Origin of the sequence: Pseudomonas sp. PONIH3, assembly GCF_002934345.1 — a bacterium.
GTDB lineage: Bacteria > Pseudomonadota > Gammaproteobacteria > Pseudomonadales > Pseudomonadaceae > Aquipseudomonas > Aquipseudomonas soli.
Window position 1 is genome coordinate 362,081 of record NZ_CP026386.1, and the last position, 20,666, is coordinate 382,746.

Here is a 20,666-nt window from a genome sequence, read left to right on the forward strand (position 1 = left end):
GCCTTGAAGCATGTCTACGCAACCGAACGCAGCGCAGAAGCAGTGGATGCTATTCAGATCAAGCAAGAAGCGCTAGAGGAGGCGCTTACCAGAGCGCAGCGAGAACTCGGAAGGGCATGTGCCCAAGCGCAGTTGGCCAATGCCGCCCGAGATCTGGCCCTGACTGCGCTGACTTCCAGCCCTGACTTTCAACAGCAAGCAGGTCATGCCGGCGAGCTCTTGCTGTTGGAGAAGCAATTTGATGAGAAACAAGCGCAACTCCGCACGCAATTGCACGCGATGCAGCGTGCTCTTTCCGACGCCAGCGGCCTAGCTGAAATCGCATCCAGTAGAGACCTCTTTGACAGCGGGCTCGAGCAATTGCAAAGCTTGGAGAAACGGCTGGAATCAGATGACATGCCATCATCTGAATCACTCCAGCGTACGCTTCAAGCGGTAAGCCAAGCCTTCGAAGTGCTGCGTCGGGCAATGGCGGAGACAGAAGGCAAAGCGGAAAAGGCAGCCAACCATCTGCGTGACGCTGAGATGGCAAGTGCCCGGGCTGGCCAAGGCCTTGCGAAACTGAGCGATAACACCACCGCATTGTTGCGTATCCTCGCGAATGCGGGTATCGACGCGACTCCCATCTGCGACCTGGTAAGTGTCGCAGATGTAGCATGGCAAGCAGCGATCGAGTCATGGCTGGGGCGCCATGTAGAGGCTTTACTTATTCCAGAAGATCGGGAGTTGGAGGCCATTAAGGTCTATCGCAGCGCAGCGGCAGACGGCGTTTATCGCGTGAAGTTAGCTCTTCCTTCACGTATCCGGGACTGGCACGGATACGATACTGAGCCTTACGCAGCTCAGTTGGTCCAAGGGCAGAACCTACTTGCCGTGCGCTACCTACAGGGCGCGCTTGGGCGAACGATACTAGCCGAATCCAACGAGCAACTGCGCGTTGGTGTCAAAGCGCTATCCAAGGACGGCATGGTCAGTTCAGGTGCGGCCGTGGAGCGACAATCCTTACCTAAACCCTCAGAGCTTAGGTTGGGCCGTAAAGACGTCGATGCCATGCGCCAACAGGCAGAACAGGCGTTGCAGATTGCGCAGGCACAATCCAGGCAACACGAGGAGGCGGTCATTCGGCTTCGCAACGGCTTGCAGAATCTCACCCCGTTTGCCAACACCGAGACGCTGCAGACCAGCCTTGAAAGCATCTTTATGGCGAAGGTGCAGGCAAACGCCCATGCCGCGCATTTGCGCGAGCGGTTGGCGCGTACACAAACTGCTGGTTTGGTTGAACTGGAGGCAAGGAAACAGCTTGCCGACGAGGCGGCCCACACCGCCAATGAGTTGGTTCTTCGATGGACTAAGGATGAGGCCAGCTTCGTCGAGCAACTTAAGCTATTGGGCGAACAGCTCGGCGTGCTGACCAAGCAGTTGGAAGTAGAAAGCGCCCGGGAAAGAGAGAGTCGGCAGCACCCGCTTTACAATGCGAATGAAGTCGATCGGCATCGCAAACGATCGGATGAGCGCCATGGCGACGATGCGAGCGCGAAGGTTATTGCTTTGGAGCAGGCGATCGTAACGGTTAACGGAGTGGCTGGCAGCAAAGACCGCGAAGCCTGGAACCTGTTCGCGAATTACCTGAAGGACTATAACCTGCAGAACACGGATATCTGCAGCAATGATTGGAAGGGCGCTTACGGCTTCATACTGGAGGACCAGCAGCGACTAGTGAATCTTGAACTGGTCGAGCAAGAAGAGAAAGCTGAAGAAGCCTACCAGGCTGCCGTGAAGGTTTTTCGCTCCGATGTCGCTCAGGCACTGCTTGCAGGTTTTGATCGCATCGAGGAGCAGATCGCGGGCCTCACCTCAATTCTCGAAAACGCACCGATGTTCTCCAACAACGAACGCTATGAGTTTAAGTTCAAGGTGGTCGAAGAGCATCGAAGCCTGTATGAGTTCTTGCTACGCGTGCGTACCCATGGGACAGAGGACGACCTTTTTGGCGGACCAGGTGAGGTGCCGGAGGAGTTTCGCGCGCTTGTCGAAGGCGACAGCAACTCACCGCTGCTGAACGAGGCCAGCCCCCTGAATGACCACCGCCGCTTCTTCAGCTACGACGTAGAGGTCTATCAAATGTCGGAGAGTCTGGGCTTGCTGAGCAGGCGCTTCGAGCAGGCCTCTGGAGGAGAGCATAGAACACCGGTCTACCTCATATTCGGTGCCGCTTTGGCGGCCTGTTACGGGAAGTCGAAGGACAGTCTCAGTGGCGGCGGTATCATGCTGTTGGATGAGGCGTTCGAAAAGATGGATCCTCAGAATATCCGAGCCACCGTGCAATTCTTGAATGCCCTTGGCCTGCAATTGATCCTGGCGGGGCCGGAATCTGACCAAGCCAAACTCAGTTCTTTCCTGAATATCTACTATGACATGTCCCGCTTCGGAACCCGAAATGTGCAGATGAAGAAGAATGTCGTCCACGATGCTGCTCGTGAATTGCTGCAAAGTGACAACTACTTGCTCAATCCAGTGTTGTTGCAGCAGGAAATCAACCGTTTGAAGGAAGAACAGAATGAGCCTGGATGACGCAACCCTTGATCGACTGCTGGTTCGTGCCGAGCGCGCTCGTCTAAGCGGCAGTACCCGAACTATCCGTGAGTCCTTCAAGTCGCTAACCTCGCCATACTGGCAGCTCAGTCTGGACGAGCGTGACCGCATGTTAATGGCCAATTAAACTGACCCACCTCTGGCCAACAATTTTGACCCACCCATAGTGGCATTGGCCACCGACCATGTAGCGTCACCCGCCTTATGCACAGGCCGGGGACAGATCATTGAAGGAGTGGGTTGTGATTCACAAGATCAAGGGGTTGTATGACCAGGGCCGAGGCCTGTCGGTCCGTGCCATCAGTCGTGAGCTGGGGATTTCCCGGAACACCGTACGCAAGTATCTCCACCTGGATGAGATGCAGATCAGCGCTACCATTGCTGACCCTTCACGCACCAAGGTGCTCGACGAGCACCGCGATTATCTGATTAATCAGTTGGGTCAGTTTCCAGCCCTGAGCGCAGTCAAGCTGGCCCGTCGCCTGAGGGAGCGCACCACCGAGCTGGCGGTGTCAGACCGGAGCATTCGCCGCTATGTGCAAGCGCTCAAGCAGCAGGTTGCCAGTGGCCAGTTGCGCTATTACGAGCCGGTCGTTGAGTCAGTGCCTGGCGTGCAGTGTCAGGTCGACCCCGGTGAGCTGCGAGGCGTCATGATTGGCGGCCTGGAGCGTGTCGTTCATTTTGTGGTGTTTGTGCTGTCCTGTTCACGGCTGATGTATGTCGGTCTGAACTTCCGGCCGCTGGATACCGAACGGTTTATCCAGATGCACGACGAGGCCTTCCGCTACTTCGGCGGCGTCACCGAGGAGTGCATCTACGATCAGACCAAGATGGTGGTGATCAACGAGCAGTACCGTGAGCTGACGCTGAACCAGCGCTTCCACCAGTATGCGACTACCGTCGGGTACCGCATCCATGCCTGCGAGGGCTATGACCCGGAGAGCAAGGGCAAGGTGGAGGCCGGGGTCAAGTACGTCAAGCGTGACTGCTTCTACGGCGAGCACTTCCAGGACGAGGCCGCCGTCCGACAGCACCTGAATGATTGGCTCGAGACTGTCGCCAACGCACGCGTGCACGGCACGACGGGGCAGCATCCAAGAGCGCATTTCGAGGCACTGGAGCGTAGTCAGCTCAAGCCCTATCTCGTCCCGCAGAACCTGCTGCACGTGGCGCCGACAAGGGAGACCCGCAAGGTCGACAAGACCGGCTTGATCTCATGGCAGGCCAACAAGTACTCGGTACCCATGGCCTGGCAGCAAGCCCGTGTCGGTGTCAGCGCACAGGACAACCAGTTGCTGATCCATGACCTGGAGAGCGGTGAACTCATAGCCACCCATGACCTGTGCAAGGCCAAGGGCCGGATGATCAAGAACAACAACCATTACCGAGACCATGCCCAGCGCATTACCGACCTGGAGCGCGGCATCGACTCGATCCTGCCCGATGCCCTTGGGGCAACCCTGTGCCAACTGCTCAAGCGTACTTCGCCGCGTATCTACAAGGATCAGCTGGTTGCTGCACGCGACCTGCTCATGGCCCATGCGCCGGTTGATACGGCGTTGCTCGGCGAGTTGTGCGAGCGCAGTGAACTGACCGCCACCGGGCTCAAGCGCTACCTCGAAGCATGGCAGCAAGCCAAGGCGCGGGGCCGGATCATCGGCGACCATGACTATGCGCCAGAGGCCGGTAGCCAGGTTAGTCACGCCGACCTGAACGCTTATGCCCGCATTGGCCAGTCGACTGGCCACGGGGTGACCCAATGAGCCTGCTCGACAGCACTATCGCGCAGTACCGAAGCCTGCGCCTCAGCGCGACCGCGGGTGAGCTGGCCACCCTGCTGGCCAGAGCCGAAGCCAATGAACTGTCCTACCTGAGCTTCGCCCAGTCACTGGTCGAGCATGAGCTTAACGCCCGCTCCAGTAGCCGCGTAAGCCGCAACCTCAAGCAGGCGCAGTTCCCCTCGGAGAAGCATCTGGAGGCCTTCGATTACCGGCACCAGACCACCATCACCAAGCGCCAGGTCAGCACCTTGCTGGACTTCAGCTTTATCGACAACCGCGACAACCTGGTGTTCATCGGACCACCGGGTGTGGGCAAGACCCACTTGGCCATTGGGATTGGCCACAAGGCGGTTCAGGCGGGCTACAAGGTGCTGTTCCGCACGGCTCTGGCGTTGGTCGAGGATCTGGAGCTGGCGGAAATGAAGGGCGAGCTGAAGAAGCGCCTTAATCAGCTGAGCAAATACGACGTGCTGATCATCGATGAGCTGGGCTACCTGCCGATGACGCGCCAAGCCCGGTACAACCTGTTCCAGTTAATCAACAACCTGTACGAGTACCGCTCGGTCATCCTGACCACCAACAAGGACTTCACCAGCTGGGGCGAGTTCTTCCATGACGACAACGTGGCCGTGCCCATCATCGACCGCGTGATCCACCATTCACACATCTTTATGCTGGGAGGTGAGAGCTATCGTTTGAAGCAGAAAACCGGCGGTTAGCGGTGAGCAAGTGGGTCAATTCTATTGGCCAAAAGTGGGTCAAAATTAATGGCCATTGACACCGCATGCACGAACGAATGCGGGCAGCGGCGTCAGCTGGCGCGATTAAGCTGGAGTGGGCCAGGCAAGGAGGGGGGGATCGTCCATTGGATGCGGTAGTTCTTCAGGATCTCGATCGACTCGCCGACCATCTGCAGCGTCCCACCTCCAGTGCAATCCTTGGCCAGGCGGCTGCACTACTGGCGCCTTGGCACGGACAGGGACAGGTGGACGAGTTGCTTGCATGCTGGGCCCAGCTCAAGCAGGTGAGGCTCCTGGGACCTGGTTCGGCTGCTGATTTCGCTGATGCGTTGCGGGCGCTCGATGCGATGGCCGGAACCAAGGAGGATCGCATCGTCCGCCAACTCAGTACTCAGCTTTTCGGCGACTCCAAGCGTCTGGAAGCCCTGAGCAAGCATTTGGATCTGCTCACCGCGGAAACCCTGAATGCGCCGGCCCGACATTGGAGTGAAGTTTTCGGAGCGATCGGACTCATCAAAGAGCCTCAACCTTTTCTCGTGGCGGGTATGGGCAAGCTCCGGCTGACCGACCAGGATGACTGCACAGTCATTCGGCCGTATTTGGGTGTCGCCAATACCGTGATCCAAGGTTACATGGGTGCGCCTGCTTGGTTATTGACGATAGAGAATCTCACAACCTTCCACCAGGCAGCGCGGGAACTAAGCAAGAATCCGTCGGGAGTGATTATCTACACGGCAGGTATGCCATCGCCAAGTTGGGGGCAAGCTTACGTTCGAATCTTATCCTCGCTTGAGCACAAGCCTCCAATTTACCACTGGGGCGATCATGATGAAGGGGGCTTTCGTATCGCCGCTCGAATCGCCCAGTTCGCCACCCAGTCAGGGTTTCGATTGCAGCCATGGTCTATGCAGGCTTCACGCTGGCCTGATCGCGGTCAAGAGGCCAAAGCTGAGCAGCATCGTGCGATGAAGAGAAATGCTGCCCGCGCAGGCTGGGCGGAATTGGCCGATCAACTTGCCCCTGTACTGTTCGAGCAGGAAGGACAACCTTTGAATCTTCCTACCTAGTTAGAGCGTATGCCAGGACAGATCGCTGCCGAGCGCTAGGAGTGGCGGAGAAAAGGGAGGTAAACAGCGCGGACTAATGGTGGTCTTGGTTGAACGCTAGGTGGCGGAATCGCGAAGGGCAGGGAGCCAAGCCGGACTAGCTGCCCTGCTTCTGTTGGAGGCTGTGCATATTGCTTACGACGCCAAGGAAACCATATCCCTTACACGGATACCCGGCACCTGACAGGCGACTCCAGCCCCCAGCAAGCTGGGCACCATTCAGTCCTCTCTGCCATCCTTGGGCATTTAAGGCATATTAGAGTCATCGATTCAGCATCGGGGCCCTCCGCCTGGTGCAATCGGCCTCGAACTGCGAAGGGATTGAGAATGACTGCGAGTAGCAAAAGCCAATCAACCTCCACAGAGTTGACAGGTGGGGCAGGGTTCAACTACGAAGACTTGGTGGTGGCTTACTACCTCGCTGCCTTGCTGCTTGAAGGGCATGCCGCCGGGTGCACTGGAGTAGTCGAGTCGGTTGCAATACAGCAAGCGGCTGATCACCCGATGGACGACCTTGTCGTGGAAATTAGGGATGAAGCCGGAAAGCGGAACCTCGGGCTGCAGGTGAAGCGTTCCCTTCGACTCACGGCCGCGCCCAGCAACTCAGACTTTCTAAGCATAATGGCCGCCGCGGCCGTGACACGACGCTTGCCAGCATTCCAGGTCGGCCGCGATGCCTTCGGCTTTGTGACTGAGCATGTCGCAGTAGATAGCTTACGTTCACTCAATCGGCTGATTGAATGGGCCCGGGCAGATGTTTGTGGGGCGGATTTCAACCGACGCTTCGAGACTGGAGGGTCTGCTGCGGCGGCAGAGCGCACAATGCGCACAGTATTACAGCCACTGACTGAGACGCAAACCAACGATGAAGAACTGGACTTCTATCAACACCTTGTCGCGTTGCGAATCGATGGGCTAGGTGAGAGAGGAACTTTTAGGGGGGCAGTCATTACTCAGTTGAAGGGCGTGCTTGCCAGTGACCAAGATGGCCAAGCCGAGTTGCTGTTCAACCGGTTGTGCCAGATCGCCAGTGATGGTGCGGGTAATGCGAGAAAATGGACCCGAACCACGCTTGTCCAGCAGTTGCAAGGCGCTATGCGGCTGCGATGCGCCCCAAGCTACAGCGCTGATCTGGAGTTAATTCAGCGCTACTCCTCAGCCAATATGGCCGATATTCTGGAGACGATTGGCGACTTCCGGATCGCACGTCCCCGTATCAACAAGCAAATTCAAGCCTCACTGGGCACGTTCCGCCTGGTCAACCTCACAGGGTTGCCCGGCTGTGGGAAATCCGTGGCTTTAAAAGGTGAAGCAGAAGAAGCATTCGACAAAGGACCAATTCTGTTCCTGAAATCAGATCGGTTGCTCGGCAACAGTTGGTCCGCATTTTCTGCAGCACTGGGCTTGCGCCATAGTGCAGAAGAGATTCTTACCGAAATAGGTAGCACCGGCACACCAGTTCTCTTTATCGATGGTATTGACCGCGTTCCATTGGATCAGAAGGGCATCATCACCGATTTGTTGAAGGTGATTGAGAGCCACGGAACCCTCCGCAACTGGAAAGTCCTGGCGACTTCCCGGGATCAAGGCCTGGAACCTTACCGCGCGTGGTTCCCCAGCAGCTTCTACCGAGAACACGGTATTGGCGATGTTGTCGTCGATCCGTTTAACGATGCAGAGGCAGCCGAACTCGCCGAACAGGTTCCTGCTCTGCGCTCGCTGCTAAGCATATCGTCTGCTGTGAAGGAAGTGGCACGCCGACCGTTCTTTGCTGCGGTCTTGGCGAGAAACAGTGCTGCGATGCAAACCTCAGCGCTTCACACGGAAACTGATTTGATTGCAGCCTGGTGGTCGCGGGCGGGCTACGACGCAGTATCCGAATCAGCGGAGGTGAGGCGACGGGCCATTCTCGATTTGGCAGAGAAGGGAGTAGGGGAGCTAGGTAGACGAATTCGGATCCGAAGGCTGGATAGTAATACCGTGCCCCAATTGGCAGCGCTGAAAGCCGACTTGATAATTCGCGACCATGATGATGGCGCGGCCGTCTCTTTTACCCACGATATCTTCTTCGAATGGGCATTTTACCGGGTATTAATTGATCTCGATTCCGACTGGCACGGCGCGATCTTGGACGCAGGGGAGCCGCCGTTGCTTGGGCGAGTAGTGGGACTACTGGCGCAGAGGAGCCTAAGCACCCCCGGTAGATGGACAACCGGTTATCGACTGCTGGAGAGCAAGCCTCTTAGACCGCAATGGCGTAGAACCTGGCTGACCGCTCCTCCGTTCACCACTGCTTTCACCGATGCAGGCCCATGGGCAGAGTTTACTGCTGTGTTGCAGGAACAGGACTTTCGACTCCTGGAAAAGCTATTGGTGTGGTTTCAGGCAGAGCACACGATCCCAAACCCCGTCGTTTTGGGCCGTGCAGCGAGCACTGACGACGGGGAAAAATCCATCCGCGTTGCACATCTACTGGGGTGGCCGTCTGACGTCAGGACTTGGGGACGACTGATCGATTGGTTGCTATCCGTCGCAGATACGGTAGGCGGCGGCAAAAACTGAGTGCAACACCTGACCTTTCCGGTACGGTGCTGCCCCTATGTCATATACCGAACTCAGCGTTGAAGAACGCGCCACCATCCAAATCGGCCACGCCCAGGGCTTCAGCCTGCGCAGGATTGCTCGCCTGATCAATAGGTCTCCTTCGACCATCAGTCGAGAGCTGCGCCGCAATCGAGATGTCTGTGGCAGCTACTCGGCCCGCGCGGCCCAGGAGCAGATGAAGGCCCGCCGCCAAGTCTGTCGACCGAGCCGAAAGCTGCTGCCGGGGAGCGAGCGCTTCGAACTGGTGGTTCATATGCTGCGTGAGCGTTTGTCTCCCGAACAGATTGCCGGCAAGCTGCGCCACATGAACATACCTAGCCTCAGAGATGCCTACGTCTGTCGCGAGACGATCTACAACGCGATCTATGCCCTGCCAGTGGGTGAGCTGCGTAAGGAGCTGATCATCTGTCTGCGCCAAGGCAAGACGACGCGCCGGCCGCGCTCTGGTGGCGTGGATCGGCGCGGCCAGATCCCCGAGATGGTCAGTATTCATGTGCGCCCGCCGGAGATTGAAGACAGGCTGATGCCGGGGCATTGGGAAGGCGACCTCATCAAGGGTAAGGCCAACGCCTCGTCCGTCGGTACGCTGGTGGAACGTACCAGTGGCTACCTGATGCTGGTAAAGATGAACGACGCGACGGCGACCTCGGCGATGGAAGGCTTCAGTGCAGCGCTCAATGGCATGCCGCTGGCGATGCGCAAGAGCATGACCTACGACCAGGGCCGAGAAATGGCGCGGCATGCTGAAATCACCCAGCAGACCGGGGTGGCAATTTACTTCTGCGACCCGCATAGCCCTTGGCAACGCGGCAGCAACGAAAACATAAATGGCCTGATCCGCCAGTATCTGCCCAAGGGCACGGACTTGTCGGTACACAGCCAAGAAGAACTCGACGCTATTGCACTGCAACTGAACATGCGACCGCGTAAGCGCTTCGACTTCAAGTGCCCCATCGAAGTTATGGGTGAGGTGATGCAGAAGGCCATGACTATGCGGCATGATGCTCCAGCTTCAATTCAATGACCGTGTTGCACTCAGCTCCTGCAACCGCCGTGCCTGGACGTCTAGTTCCGCATGCCGCGGACGTTTTCGAAGTGTGGCTAAACATGTGGGGGCACAATGCAATCCAACGTACAGGCAATATCGTAGCCCAGAGCGTCCGTTGGCTGAATGATCTTGAAAATGCCAAACGTGTCGAGTCGACCGGTAACAAATGGAAGGAACTTGGACGCGATGCGCGCGAGCAACTGGCGATGTCTCTGCGCCGGGCAATTCTGCGGTGCGCACCGGCGTTCCCGGACCCAGCGATTAAACTCTACCAACACGCAGTAGCCGCCGAGCACCTACGGGATGCTAATTACGGTACGCTCATGGCATATGCACACGTCATGGCAACCGTCGCGCCCGACGCTGTCATTGAGCTGGCCAAATCAGAACTCCTTCAAGAGTTGCCTGGTACCCGCTTTGCTAGGGAGGAGGAGGAGAGGCGAAGAAGCGCGGAGCGCAGGAAAGCCATTCGCGAAATTCCAGAAGCTGAGCGAACGCCCAGACAGCAACAGCAGTTGGACCAGATGTTCTATCCCTTGGGTCGGGAGTTTCCGGAGCTTGATGAAGTCGGCATCAACAAATACCACCATTATTACACCGACGTCTCAGCGCTTCACGAACCGTTCGCTAGCCTCTTTGCCCATGCGCCCGATCACGCACTCAAGCTTATCAATGAGATGGCGAATCATGCAGTGACAGGTTGGCGGCAAGTACACGCCCTTCGAGCCGACACAAAAAAACCTTTTCCCGTTGTAGTGGATTTCCCCTGGGGCGAGCAGACATTCTGGGGGGACTGGACAGTTTATAGCTGGTCCCAAGGCCAATTGGGTGCAGCACCACTGGAGTGCGCATTTCTTGCCCAAAGCTACTGGGCATTCCAGCAGTTGGAGAATGGTCGCCCGACAGATGAAGTCATTCGTGTGGTGGTCGAACAGTCTGAATGTATTGCTGCACTTGGATTAGCCCTGCTCATAGCGCTCGAATCGCTTCACGTGTCAGAAACAACAATGGCTTTGGTCGGGTGCCAAAGACTCTGGGAGCATGACCTGAAACGTGTCATACAAACACCCACTCTAGAGCTTGGTGTCCTGGGTTTCAGCCTAGATTCGCGCCTTACGGATGATCAGTGCCAAGCCCAGGCATTCTTAAGAACGCGGACAAGCCGTAAACGCAATGTGCGTCAGCTTGCCATGGCTTTCGCCGTTTCGACAGACGATCAGTTGCGCGCTCGGTGCAAGGCGATACTGGCAGCATTCCCCGACAGGCTTCCATTCGAATTTGAAGAAGACGCCAGCAATAGTTCAATTGCCAGCCGCTTGAAGTCGTTGGCAGAGCAATGGGCAGGCCAAGGCGATGTCGACAACTATCGCGCCGTGGCTACCAAGTCGGGTCATCAAGCCATTTCCTATGAATCGCCGGTTCCCTTCGACGCTCAACAACAGTTGCGATTTGATGAAGCAGAGGCTTTTCTTCACGCATCGAACGTTCTCGCTTGGGCTACCCAGTCACTGGAACAAAACATTCTGCAGCCTCACATGAAGCTGGCCAGCGCGGTGGCATTTGCTAAGCAGCAAGATTCGGACGACATGTTCAAGGTGCGATTTGATGTAGGAGATCATGCGGTACAAAGCGCAATCTCCTGCATCGCTGCGTGTGTCATCCGTTTTAGTCAGGATGAGAGTGATGATCTTGACTGGGCCTGGGAAGTGATGGAGCGTGTTTGGAACATGCAGGAGCGCCCATTGAACGGCTCACACGTACCATGGCATCCGTTCAACCACCTCATTGCAGCGTTGGTGCAGCAACGCGTCAACAACAATCAGGATACTGATGCAGTCGCTATGCTGCTTGAACTGGCTGACCATCCGCAGGAGGACGTTTCGGCGTTGGCGGTTGCCGGTTTACTGCGAGACGACGACTTGGCAGTCACCTGGGTGGCCGCTTTACTCGTCATGAGGCGGGCCATTCGCTGGCGCTCAACCTGGACGCCCGATCGGGGCCACGATCATTCCAGAGACCGAGCCAGCCGCGAGCAGGCACTGCGTCTCGCTCTGGACGAGTTGGCCGAAGGGCACCCGGCGCAGTTCCCGCCCATGCCGGTGGCCTGGGTGCAGCTACCGGGTGGCGAGGAGGAAGATTGGGATGACGGTAGCGATCGGTATCTGCGTGATCCAGACCCGTTCTTTGATTGGCACTTCGCTGCAGGGATTTTCAGGTTTTTCCCAGTTGAGCGGTGGTGCACTTCCACAACCTACAAAAGCCACTGGCAATCGGCGCTCGATGAGCTTTGCACATGGACTGCATCACGCTTGTTTCCACCGAGATCGGCAGATAAAAAACAACACCACCCAGATGGGTACGAGTGGCATGACACGTTAAGCCGCCTGATTGCACGATCGGCGCCCCTGCTCGACGAAGAGTGGTTCATAGAGATCTGCTTGCAGCCATTCTTGTCAGCGGAGAGGAACTCATTGCAGATGCTGAGTCGCATTGTCCGGTCATTGACTATCCACCATGTAGTCGACGCCGTCCGCATCGATACACATATGCTACGGCTTCTAGACATGTGTGCGGAGCGCCTAATCAATGATCAAGCCTTCTCAGAAAAAAGCGACGGCGCAGTTCACGACAACGCATTGGCCCGTCTCGTCGAGGCGCTCCTTTTCGTGGCCGTAACAGATGCGCCGCAGGCGACCCGATTTGCGAATGGTGACTGGTCACAGGTGGCGGCGATCATGCCGATGATCACTCGCATTATGGCCAAAATTGGCTGGTCATCAGACGTGATGAGCAAGTTCTTGACCCTCTGCGAGCGAGCCGCCGATGCCTATCCAATTCGGGCATTCTCACAGCAGGTTGCAGCCGCACTGGAATCCATTCATCTGTCGCAGGGTAGTTGGACAGGAACCACACTGCCCGCACGTATCGCCGCTACGATTCAGCGCCTTACGGATAAGCACTATCCGCTCGAGCAAGATCAGGCCCTGGTGTTACTGCGTATCCTCGACGCGTTGATAGACTTGGGTGATCGCCGTAGCTCAGCCCTAGAGCAAAGTGAGGCATTCAGGGAAGTTCGCAAAACAGCTTAAGGTGGTGCGGTTGCGTCATTCGTCTTGGCAACGGCTCCAGCAAGCTGGTACCCAAGTAGGCTTAGCCTTGACTGCCCTGTTGTATCTTGGAAAAGCCGGGGTAAATGAGCAAGCCGCCGGCAAGATCCTTAGCTCGCTTAGCGCTGAGGAATTCAGCAAGCTCATGGCCTGCAAGATGCCTAAGTGGGTGCGGAAGGTATTGGCCGATTTTGCTTAGTTTGGCCCTGGCTTCTTGAATTAATTGCGCCTTTAGCTTCCATTTCGAGGTTCTGACCTTGGGCCTTCCCTTCATAGCTCCTCTGTCATCGCCGCTCTGGAAGCAGTTTTGCATCCGGCCCGAGAGTCGCACGCTCTATCCGACTCTCTTGGACGGAGGCTACCTATCGCCGCAGGTCACGCACATCCGAAAACAAGATGCTAAAGGGGGCCAAACTCTTATCAAGATCGTCTCTCAGTGAATAGACGGTCCCGCTGGCCACCTGGTAGACGAGAAAGTACGACCCGTCTTGGGGATCTGCTGCAATCCCTGCCATCGTCAGTGGTTCCATAAGCCAGGTGGATTGGCTGTTGACGTGAGGAGGTGTCACCAACTGAACCTGTTCAACCCACATACGGTTCGACTGGGCATCGACGAGCTGTTTGAGTTCATGAGCATGGTACATCATGAGCATGCTGGCGAAATTTTCACGCCCCGACCTATGCACCACTTGTAGATAAAACCACGGCAACATCAGTTCCTGCTCAACGAAGCTCCACACCCTTTGCCCGGCTGGAGACGCTGGCTCATCGGGCAGGTCAAACGCTATTTCGGCACGCGGATAGGTAGTAAACATGGCACCCCCTAAAATGAACACTATAGATTGTAGCCCTATAGGGCTCGATAGCGCTTCATCGTTCCTTTTGTGGGAACGGAAAATTGGAACTCAACATCGCCTTCGGCCAGGCGCTCAAAAAGGTTCGAGCCAGTAAAAACCTCACGCAAGAGGATTTTTCTACAGTGAGCAGCCGTACGTATCTCAGCTCGCTGGAACGAGGCCTGAAAAGCCCTACGCTGGAGAAAATCAATCAACTCGCTGGAGCCCTTAAGGTGCATCCCCTCACGATCCTCGTCGCTACCTACATCGGTAGAGACGACCATCAAGACGTTGAACGTCTTTTTCAGACGATCAGGGATGAACTGGCCGAGGTAACCTCTCTTGAACACCTATCCAAACGAAGCTAAAGCGCCGCTAAGTGAGCAAGTGGGGAAGGGTAGAGGGAGGGCACCGTCGACACGATGCTTCCACAACACTTCTCTAGCACCAACAAAAGCATAGAAAGGCCTACTGGTAGATCCCAAACTCGACTCGTCCCAAGTAGTCTTCGATTACTCTAAATCCAACTGGGTTATCTACCAGAGTGAGAGGAATGTAACCGTCCGGCCAACTCACCTTCCTGACCCCGACGCCAAAGGCGATGGTGTCCACCTAATTTAAGTGGACACCATTTCTAGCCTTTTAAGCGGGTCTTTCCATGCAGTCACAACGCCGTTCCTATTCAAAATCCTTCAAGGCCCAAGTTGTCCAAGAGTGCGCCCAGCCCGGCGCATCGATTGCCAGCGTCGCGCAGAAGCACAGCCTTAACGCGAACCTCGTACATAAATGGATTAGGGTACTCACGAACAAAACTATGGCGCTGCAACCTGCTTTCATTCCAGTGCCCTTGCCGCTAGCCGGAGGACATTCGCAGGCAGCTTCATCAAGTATCTGCATTGAAATCCAGCACCCGCGTGGCACCGTCAAAGTGAACTGGCCGACCGAAAGCGCTGTCGCCTGTGCCACCTTTCTGCGAGACCTGTTGGAATGATTCGGATCGATGCCATCTGGCTTGCCACCGAGCCTATGGACATGCGCGCCGGTACCGAGACCGCGCTGGCCAGGGTGATCGCGGTGTTCGGTGTGGCGAAGCCGCACTGCGCATACCTCTTCGCTAATCGCCGTGCCAACCGAATGAAAGTCTTGGTGCATGACGGTGTGGGCATTTGGCTGGCAGCGCGACGATTGAACCAAGGCAAGTTTCATTGGCCCGGCATCCGTCACGGATCGGAAGTCGAACTCGATAACGAGCAACTTCAAGCCTTGGTACTGGGTTTGCCGTGGCAGCGGGTCGGCGCAGGCAGCGCGATCACAGTGCTTTAGCCCCTGCCATTAGCCCATCGGTTTATCGCTGTTGACGACCTGCTCTGACACAATCAGCGGCATGACTTCCTCGCCCAATCTCGACCAGATGACACCGGAACAGCTGCGCGGCTTGGCCGAACAGGCTATGCAGTTGCTGTCCCAGGTCGACTCCATGAGCCAGAAAATCCAACGCCTCGAAACGGTCAACGAGCAACTGGCTCATGAAATCGCCATCCTCAAGCGACACAAGTTCGCCAAGCGCAGCGAGCAACTGAGCCCCGACCAAGGCAGTCTGCTTGATGATCTGCTCGATACCGATATCGCAGCTATCGAAGCCGAGCTGAAGGCAGCCAATCCGCCGGCCGCACCGGCCGAGCCACGTCATAAGCCCAAGCGTGCACCACTGCCGCCGCAGTTTCCGCGAACCGTGATCCGTCACGAACCAGAGAATACTCAGTGCGTGTGCGGCTGCCAGCTTCAGCGAATCGGCGAAGACGTCAGCGAGAAGCTCGATTACACTCCGGGCGTGTTCACAGTTGAGCGGCATGTGCGTGGAAAATGGACGTGCCGTCAGTGTGAAACACTGATCCAGGCGCCTGTACCGGCCCAAGTGATCGACAAGGGCATCCCGACCGCAGGCCTTTTGGCCCACGTGATGGTGGCGAAGTTCGCCGACCATTTACCGCTGTACCGGCAGGAGAAGATTTTTGGTCGGGCCGGACTGCCCATCGCCCGTTCGACACTGGCGCAATGGATCGGACAGACCGGTGTGCAGCTCCAGCCTCTGGTCGATGCGCTGCGTGAGCATGTGTTGGCCCAGGGCGTGATCCACGCCGATGAGACCCCGGTTCAGATGCTCGCACCAGGCGAAAAGAAAACCCACCGCGCTTACGTGTGGGCCTATAGCACCACGCCTTTCTCGGCCCTAAAGGCCGTGGTCTACGACTTCAGCCCCAGCCGTGCCGGCGAACATGCGCGTAACTTCCTGGGCACGTGGAACGGTAAGCTGGTCTGCGATGACTTCGCCGGCTACAAGGCCAGCTTCGAGCTGGGCATCACCGAAATCGGCTGCATGGCCCATGCACGCCGCAAATTCTTCGACCTGCATGCAGCCAATAAAAGCCAGTTGGCGGAGCAGGCGCTTCACTCGATTGGCGGGTTGTATGAAGTCGAGCGACACGCCAAGGAAATGAGCGACGAAGCCCGCTGGCGATTACGTCAGGAAACAGCGGTGCCCATCGCTGAAAAACTGCATGAGTGGATGTTGGCCCAACGCGAACTTGTGCCCGAGGGTTCGGCCACGGCCAAGGCCCTGGATTACAGCCTTAAACGCTGGGTAGCGCTGACGCGCTACCTGGAAGATGGTGCTGTGCCCATCGACAATAACCAGATCGAGAATTTGATCCGGCCGTGGGCGCTTGGGCGCTCGAACTGGTTATTTGCCGGGTCGCTGCGCAGTGGAAAAAGGGCGGCGGCAATCATGAGCCTGATCCAGTCGGCGCGTATGAATGGGCACGATCCGTATGCCTATCTCAAGGATGTACTGATGCGGCTTCCGACACAGCGGGCGAGCGAAATCACGCAATTACTCCCGCAGCATTGGATGCTTGCCTGAGGCAGGCTAAGTGGACTTCGCCAAATAGTCAGCTCAAAGGCTGATTGGCATCAACAATTCGGAAGCGACTTTTCTCAGCATGTAGGTTTCGCGCAGAATTGACTGCCCCATCGAAGACTCGTGACGCTGCATGACGGCTTCATTGTGTGCGATGGCTTCATGCAGGTTGATCCAGACAGGCCGCATACCATTAGCGATTTCGTGGCTTTCCATTCTCACCGGCTCTAGCTGGGGCGCTACTTCGCATTGATAAAAATGCGAGGTCATGTGCATCAGATCGTACTGTGGCTTTTGGTAGGGCCGGTACTCCTCGATGTAACCGTAGTGCTGGAGCACCTGTATTTCACGAGCACCAGTCTCTTCCTCAAGCTCACGCTTCAGGCCTGCGACAATGTCCTCGTCACCATCAAGGCCGCCTCCAGGAAAGCTGAAATCGTTATAGCGCTCGGTGAACAGCAACAGGATCTGTTCACCCCGCATCACGATGCCGCGAGCTGCATGTCGACGGAATACTCTGCCCTGCTTGGATTTCAGCTCGGGGTGAACAATTTCAGTTATGAGTTGCATGTGGTCTCGTAGCGGCAAGATCAGTTAGTCATCGTCCAGGGTGGCCACGGTATTTCCTCAGTTCTGGAAATACTGTGGCCAGTGGAACTGGCTCAGCGAAGCAGCAATAAGGGTACAGTGGATGTACGCAGCATCGTCGTGGTCGTGCTGCCTATCAGAAACTGCCTGATGCGTGAGTGCCCGTACGCCCCCATGACCAAGAGGTCAATGCCGTGCTCTGCCTGATACGCATGCAGTGTGGACTCTACTTCGCCTGGGCGGATCTCGGAATGCACCAGCGAGCCGGAAGACGCAAGCGTGGTTCGTGCCTTCTCCAGCGCGTTCTGGTTGTCTTCAGAATCCGTTCCAACCATGACGATATGAATTGGCAGGCCTTCGCACAGCGGGCTTGAAGCAAGCATCTGTAAGGTCTTGTGGCCTGTTGCGCTGCCGTCAAATGCCACCATGACCGTTTCAGGTTTCCTGAAATGGCTGGTTGTAATCAGGGTGGGGCGGTGGATAGTTCGGACTATCGCTTCAATCTGGCTGCCAAGACTTTGGGCACTGCGCGTGCTGTCCTCACCGACTCTTCCAATCACCAGTAACCGAATATCGTCTTGGAGATCGCTCAGGCTCTCGACGAGATGGCCATGGCGCTGCTTCATATCAGGTGACATGGCGCCAGAGTGAACTGTTCGCTCGCGAGCTTTTTCAAGCATGTGCTGCCCATGCTCCAACGCCAGTTTTGCCCGCTGCGCATCCAGCATGGCCAACTCTTCCAGCAGATGTTCTCTGCTACCGAGACCGATATTGCCGCTGAGGTCAGCGGATGCAGGATATTTCTCCTTATCCAGCACATGAAGCAAGGTCAGGGGAGCGCTGAGTCGTTGCGAGGCCCATGCTGCGTAATCGCAGACCGCCAATGAGGATTGTGAGTTATCAATGCATGCCATTACGCGGGTCATTGTCGTTCTCCTTAGTGGCTCATGAGCTTGTCGATGGCACCGGGTTTGTCATGCACGCCGAAGCGGTCAACGATTGTCGCGCTGGCTTCATTGAGACCGAGCACTTCAACCTCAGCGCCTTCGCGTCGGAACTTGATCACGACCTTATCCAGCGCTGCGACGGCGGTGATATCCCAGAAATGCGCCTGTGTGAGATCGATGGTGACCTTGTTGAGCGCCTCCTTGAAGTCAAAAACCTCAGTGAACTTGTCCGCAGAGCTAAAGAACACCTGGCCCACGACGCGGTAAGTCCGATGCGATTTCGTCTCTTCAAGAGTGCTCTTGATATCCAGGTAGTGCCCGACCTTGTTTGCGAAGAACAGGGAGGCCAGCAGCACACCTACCAGTACGCCGTAAGCCAGATTGTGAGTGGCCACGACGACCACGACGGTCGCCACCATGACGAGGTTGGTCGACAGCGGATGCTCTTTCAGATTACGCAAGGAATCCCAGCTAAAGGTGCCGATGGACACCATGATCATCACAGCCACGAGTGCCGCCATAGGGATTTTGGAGAGCCACTCGCCAAGAAATACCACCATCAGCAGCAGGAAAACGCCGGCACACAATGTCGAGAGACGGGTGCGGCCACCAGATTTCACGTTGATGATCGACTGGCCGATCATGGCGCAACCTGCCATGCCGCCAAGCATGCCGGCAGCGATGTTGGCCACACCCTGGCCTTTGCACTCGCGGTTTTTGTTGCTGGTGGTGTCGGTAAGGTCGTCGACGATGGTCGCGGTCATCATTGATTCGAGTAGACCCACTACTGCCAACGCAGCCGAGTACGGGAAAATGATGCGCAGGGTTTCAAAATTCAGCGGAACTTCAGGCCAGAGGAAGATCGGGAGCGTATCAGGCAGTTGGCCCATGTCACCGACGGTGCGGATATCCAAACCGAGGTAAATGGCGATGGCAGTCAGCGTCAGAATGCACACCAATGGAGAGGGAATCACCTTGCCGATTTTCGGTACATACGGGAACAGGTAGATGATTCCCAGGCCCGCAGCGGTCATGGCATAGACATGCCAGGTGACATTGGTCAGCTCAGGCAATTGCGCCATAAAAATCAGAATCGCTAATGCGTTTACGAAGCCGGTGACTACCGAGCGTGAAACAAAGCGCATCAACGAGCCGAGCTTCAGGTAGCCGGCAAGGATTTGAAGTACGCCACATAGTAGCGTCGCGGCCAGCAGGTACTGGAGTCCATGCTCTTTTACCAGCGTAACCATCAGCAGTGCCATGGCGCCTGTCGCCGCCGAGATCATTCCGGGGCGCCCGCCGACAAAGGCGATGACAGCACAGATACAGAAGGAGGCGTAGAGACCGACTTTGGGATCTACCCCGGCGATGATGGAAAAGGCGATGGCTTCCGGGATCAGCGCGAGTGCGACCACCGGCCCCGCGAGCACGTCGGCACGGACGTTGGAAAACCACGTTTGTCTAAGTTTTTGCAGCATATAAATATCCAAGGCAAAGCATCGCGCACGCCAAGGGAGTGGCGAGCGAATCGATACAAATTCAAATTTTGAGGATTTTTTGCTGTGTGCTTAAGGTGTAAAACCAGGCGTACAGCAGTGAGCACCCGCGAGCGAGGCTAGCGGAAGCAGGTTGTTGCGAGGGGGCGTAGCGCTAAGGCGGCGTAGGCTGCCAGTAGATCGTTTGGAGTACAGTCATGCTGATGTTCCTGTAGCTCAAGGGGTATGCGGAGCCGAAGTATACAATGAAGCCATCGTCGATTGCGACCCGCTGGCAGGCTCTGCATGACCTACGTCAGATACAGGCTTATTCAATGGGTATACCTGCGGGCAAGGCTTTGTTTTCCACCCGTTCTTGTCCGAGCTGGTCTGTGTGCTGAGGGGTGAGTTGGCCAGACGGTTACAGAGGAATCAGATCTGCCAAGTGCCTGCAGGGTTTTTGAAGCCATTCTTCGGCAAGCTGCAGACTGCCAAAAACCGTCGTTGCGTGCTCGAGAACCCTGGCGAACTGAAAAGCTACAGCACTTTGGAAAGCATTGAGGCGAAAGGCTCCATCATCATTCTTGCCGATTTTTTTATGCCTCGGCTTGCCAACGATCCGTTCGATGACCTTCGACGATGCATAGAGCTTGGAGGTCGAGACCATGGCACGGACGTCTTGGAGCGTGAAACCTTCTTTCGCCAGCAAGAAAATGCTGAACTGGCTTAGCTCATCGATTCTGGCTTGAGTCAGATACTCGGTTGGTTTTCGGACCTGGTGGCCTGACGCAGGCATTTGCGCATCATGAGAATCCATAGGGTTCACTTGTGACGTTGGGTGACGGATGAAGACTAGGTCTAGTCAATTCTAGATGGATTCAACGTGCAAGACATAAGGGCTGAAAGCAGCCCCTAGGGCGAGGAA

The 20,666-nt window shown here is 56.4% G+C and carries 16 protein-coding genes; 11 read left to right on the forward strand and 5 right to left on the reverse strand.

Features of this window, described 5'->3' with window-relative positions; all coding sequences use genetic code 11:
- Window positions 1-3 precede the first annotated feature (3 nt).
- From C3F42_RS01570 to C3F42_RS01600, 7 genes are all read left to right on the forward strand, one after another.
- Window positions 4-2,571 (forward strand): SbcC/MukB-like Walker B domain-containing protein, encoded by a 2,568-nt coding sequence (locus C3F42_RS01570; RefSeq protein WP_158659512.1) that lies wholly within the window; start codon window positions 4-6, stop codon window positions 2,569-2,571.
- 263 nt (window positions 2,572-2,834) lie between these two features.
- Window positions 2,835-4,355, forward strand: coding sequence for an IS21 family transposase (istA, locus tag C3F42_RS01575; RefSeq protein WP_081273177.1), 1,521 nt, complete (start codon window positions 2,835-2,837; stop codon window positions 4,353-4,355).
- Window positions 4,352-5,092 (forward strand): IS21-like element helper ATPase IstB, encoded by a 741-nt coding sequence (istB, locus tag C3F42_RS01580; RefSeq protein ID WP_064491510.1) that lies wholly within the window; start codon window positions 4,352-4,354, stop codon window positions 5,090-5,092. Before istA ends, istB begins: the two co-directional genes overlap by 4 nt.
- A 146-nt stretch (window positions 5,093-5,238) precedes the next feature.
- Complete coding sequence (locus tag C3F42_RS01585) at window positions 5,239-6,180, forward strand: Wadjet anti-phage system protein JetD domain-containing protein (RefSeq protein ID WP_158659513.1); 942 nt, start codon at window positions 5,239-5,241, stop codon at window positions 6,178-6,180.
- A gap of 366 nt (window positions 6,181-6,546) precedes the next feature.
- Window positions 6,547-8,781, forward strand: coding sequence for an ATP-binding protein (locus C3F42_RS01590; RefSeq protein WP_177410825.1), 2,235 nt, complete (start codon window positions 6,547-6,549; stop codon window positions 8,779-8,781).
- Between the two features lie 37 nt (window positions 8,782-8,818).
- Window positions 8,819-9,847: an IS30 family transposase gene (locus C3F42_RS01595; protein WP_057391188.1), complete on the forward strand. Its 1,029-nt coding sequence runs from the start codon at window positions 8,819-8,821 to the stop codon at window positions 9,845-9,847.
- The gene (locus C3F42_RS01600) at window positions 9,844-12,960 is read left to right on the forward strand and encodes a hypothetical protein (protein ID WP_177410826.1); all 3,117 of its coding nucleotides are present in this window, start codon (window positions 9,844-9,846) and stop codon (window positions 12,958-12,960) included. Before C3F42_RS01595 ends, C3F42_RS01600 begins: the two co-directional genes overlap by 4 nt.
- Window positions 12,961-13,340: 380 nt before the next feature.
- Here C3F42_RS01600 and C3F42_RS29745 read toward each other — a convergent pair whose 3' ends face one another.
- On the reverse strand, window positions 13,341-13,793 hold the full coding sequence (locus C3F42_RS29745) for a hypothetical protein (protein ID WP_004577357.1): 453 nt from the start codon (window positions 13,791-13,793) through the stop codon (window positions 13,341-13,343).
- A gap of 83 nt (window positions 13,794-13,876) precedes the next feature.
- On the opposite strand from C3F42_RS29745, the gene C3F42_RS01615 reads away from it, so the two are divergent.
- From C3F42_RS01615 to C3F42_RS01630, 4 genes are all read left to right on the forward strand, one after another.
- A complete protein-coding gene (locus C3F42_RS01615; RefSeq protein ID WP_004577358.1) occupies window positions 13,877-14,182 on the forward strand; it encodes a helix-turn-helix domain-containing protein in 306 nt (101 codons plus the stop codon).
- A 290-nt stretch (window positions 14,183-14,472) separates the two neighbouring features.
- Window positions 14,473-14,805, forward strand: a complete 333-nt coding sequence (locus C3F42_RS29230) for a transposase (RefSeq protein ID WP_009684096.1) — start codon at window positions 14,473-14,475, stop codon at window positions 14,803-14,805.
- A complete protein-coding gene (gene tnpB, locus C3F42_RS29750) occupies window positions 14,802-15,137 on the forward strand; it encodes an IS66 family insertion sequence element accessory protein TnpB (RefSeq protein WP_009684097.1) in 336 nt (111 codons plus the stop codon). Before C3F42_RS29230 ends, tnpB begins: the two co-directional genes overlap by 4 nt.
- A 61-nt stretch (window positions 15,138-15,198) precedes the next feature.
- Window positions 15,199-16,734 (forward strand): IS66 family transposase, encoded by a 1,536-nt coding sequence (locus C3F42_RS01630; protein WP_009684098.1) that lies wholly within the window; start codon window positions 15,199-15,201, stop codon window positions 16,732-16,734.
- 33 nt (window positions 16,735-16,767) lie between these two features.
- Here the strand turns inward: C3F42_RS01630 and C3F42_RS01635 are convergent, their stop codons facing one another.
- The 4 genes from C3F42_RS01635 to C3F42_RS01655 all read right to left on the reverse strand — a co-directional run bounded on the left by C3F42_RS01635 (window position 16,768) and on the right by C3F42_RS01655 (window position 20,558).
- Complete coding sequence (locus tag C3F42_RS01635) at window positions 16,768-17,301, reverse strand: NUDIX hydrolase (RefSeq protein ID WP_009684099.1); 534 nt, start codon at window positions 17,299-17,301, stop codon at window positions 16,768-16,770.
- Window positions 17,302-17,393: 92 nt separating this feature from the next.
- On the reverse strand, window positions 17,394-18,245 hold the full coding sequence (locus C3F42_RS01640) for a universal stress protein (protein ID WP_012316922.1): 852 nt from the start codon (window positions 18,243-18,245) through the stop codon (window positions 17,394-17,396).
- A gap of 11 nt (window positions 18,246-18,256) precedes the next feature.
- Window positions 18,257-19,744, reverse strand: a complete 1,488-nt coding sequence (locus C3F42_RS01645) for a SulP family inorganic anion transporter (RefSeq protein ID WP_104443855.1) — start codon at window positions 19,742-19,744, stop codon at window positions 18,257-18,259.
- 418 nt (window positions 19,745-20,162) lie between these two features.
- Window positions 20,163-20,558 (reverse strand): MbcA/ParS/Xre antitoxin family protein, encoded by a 396-nt coding sequence (locus tag C3F42_RS01655; protein ID WP_256586250.1) that lies wholly within the window; start codon window positions 20,556-20,558, stop codon window positions 20,163-20,165.
- Window positions 20,559-20,666: the final 108 nt, after the last annotated feature.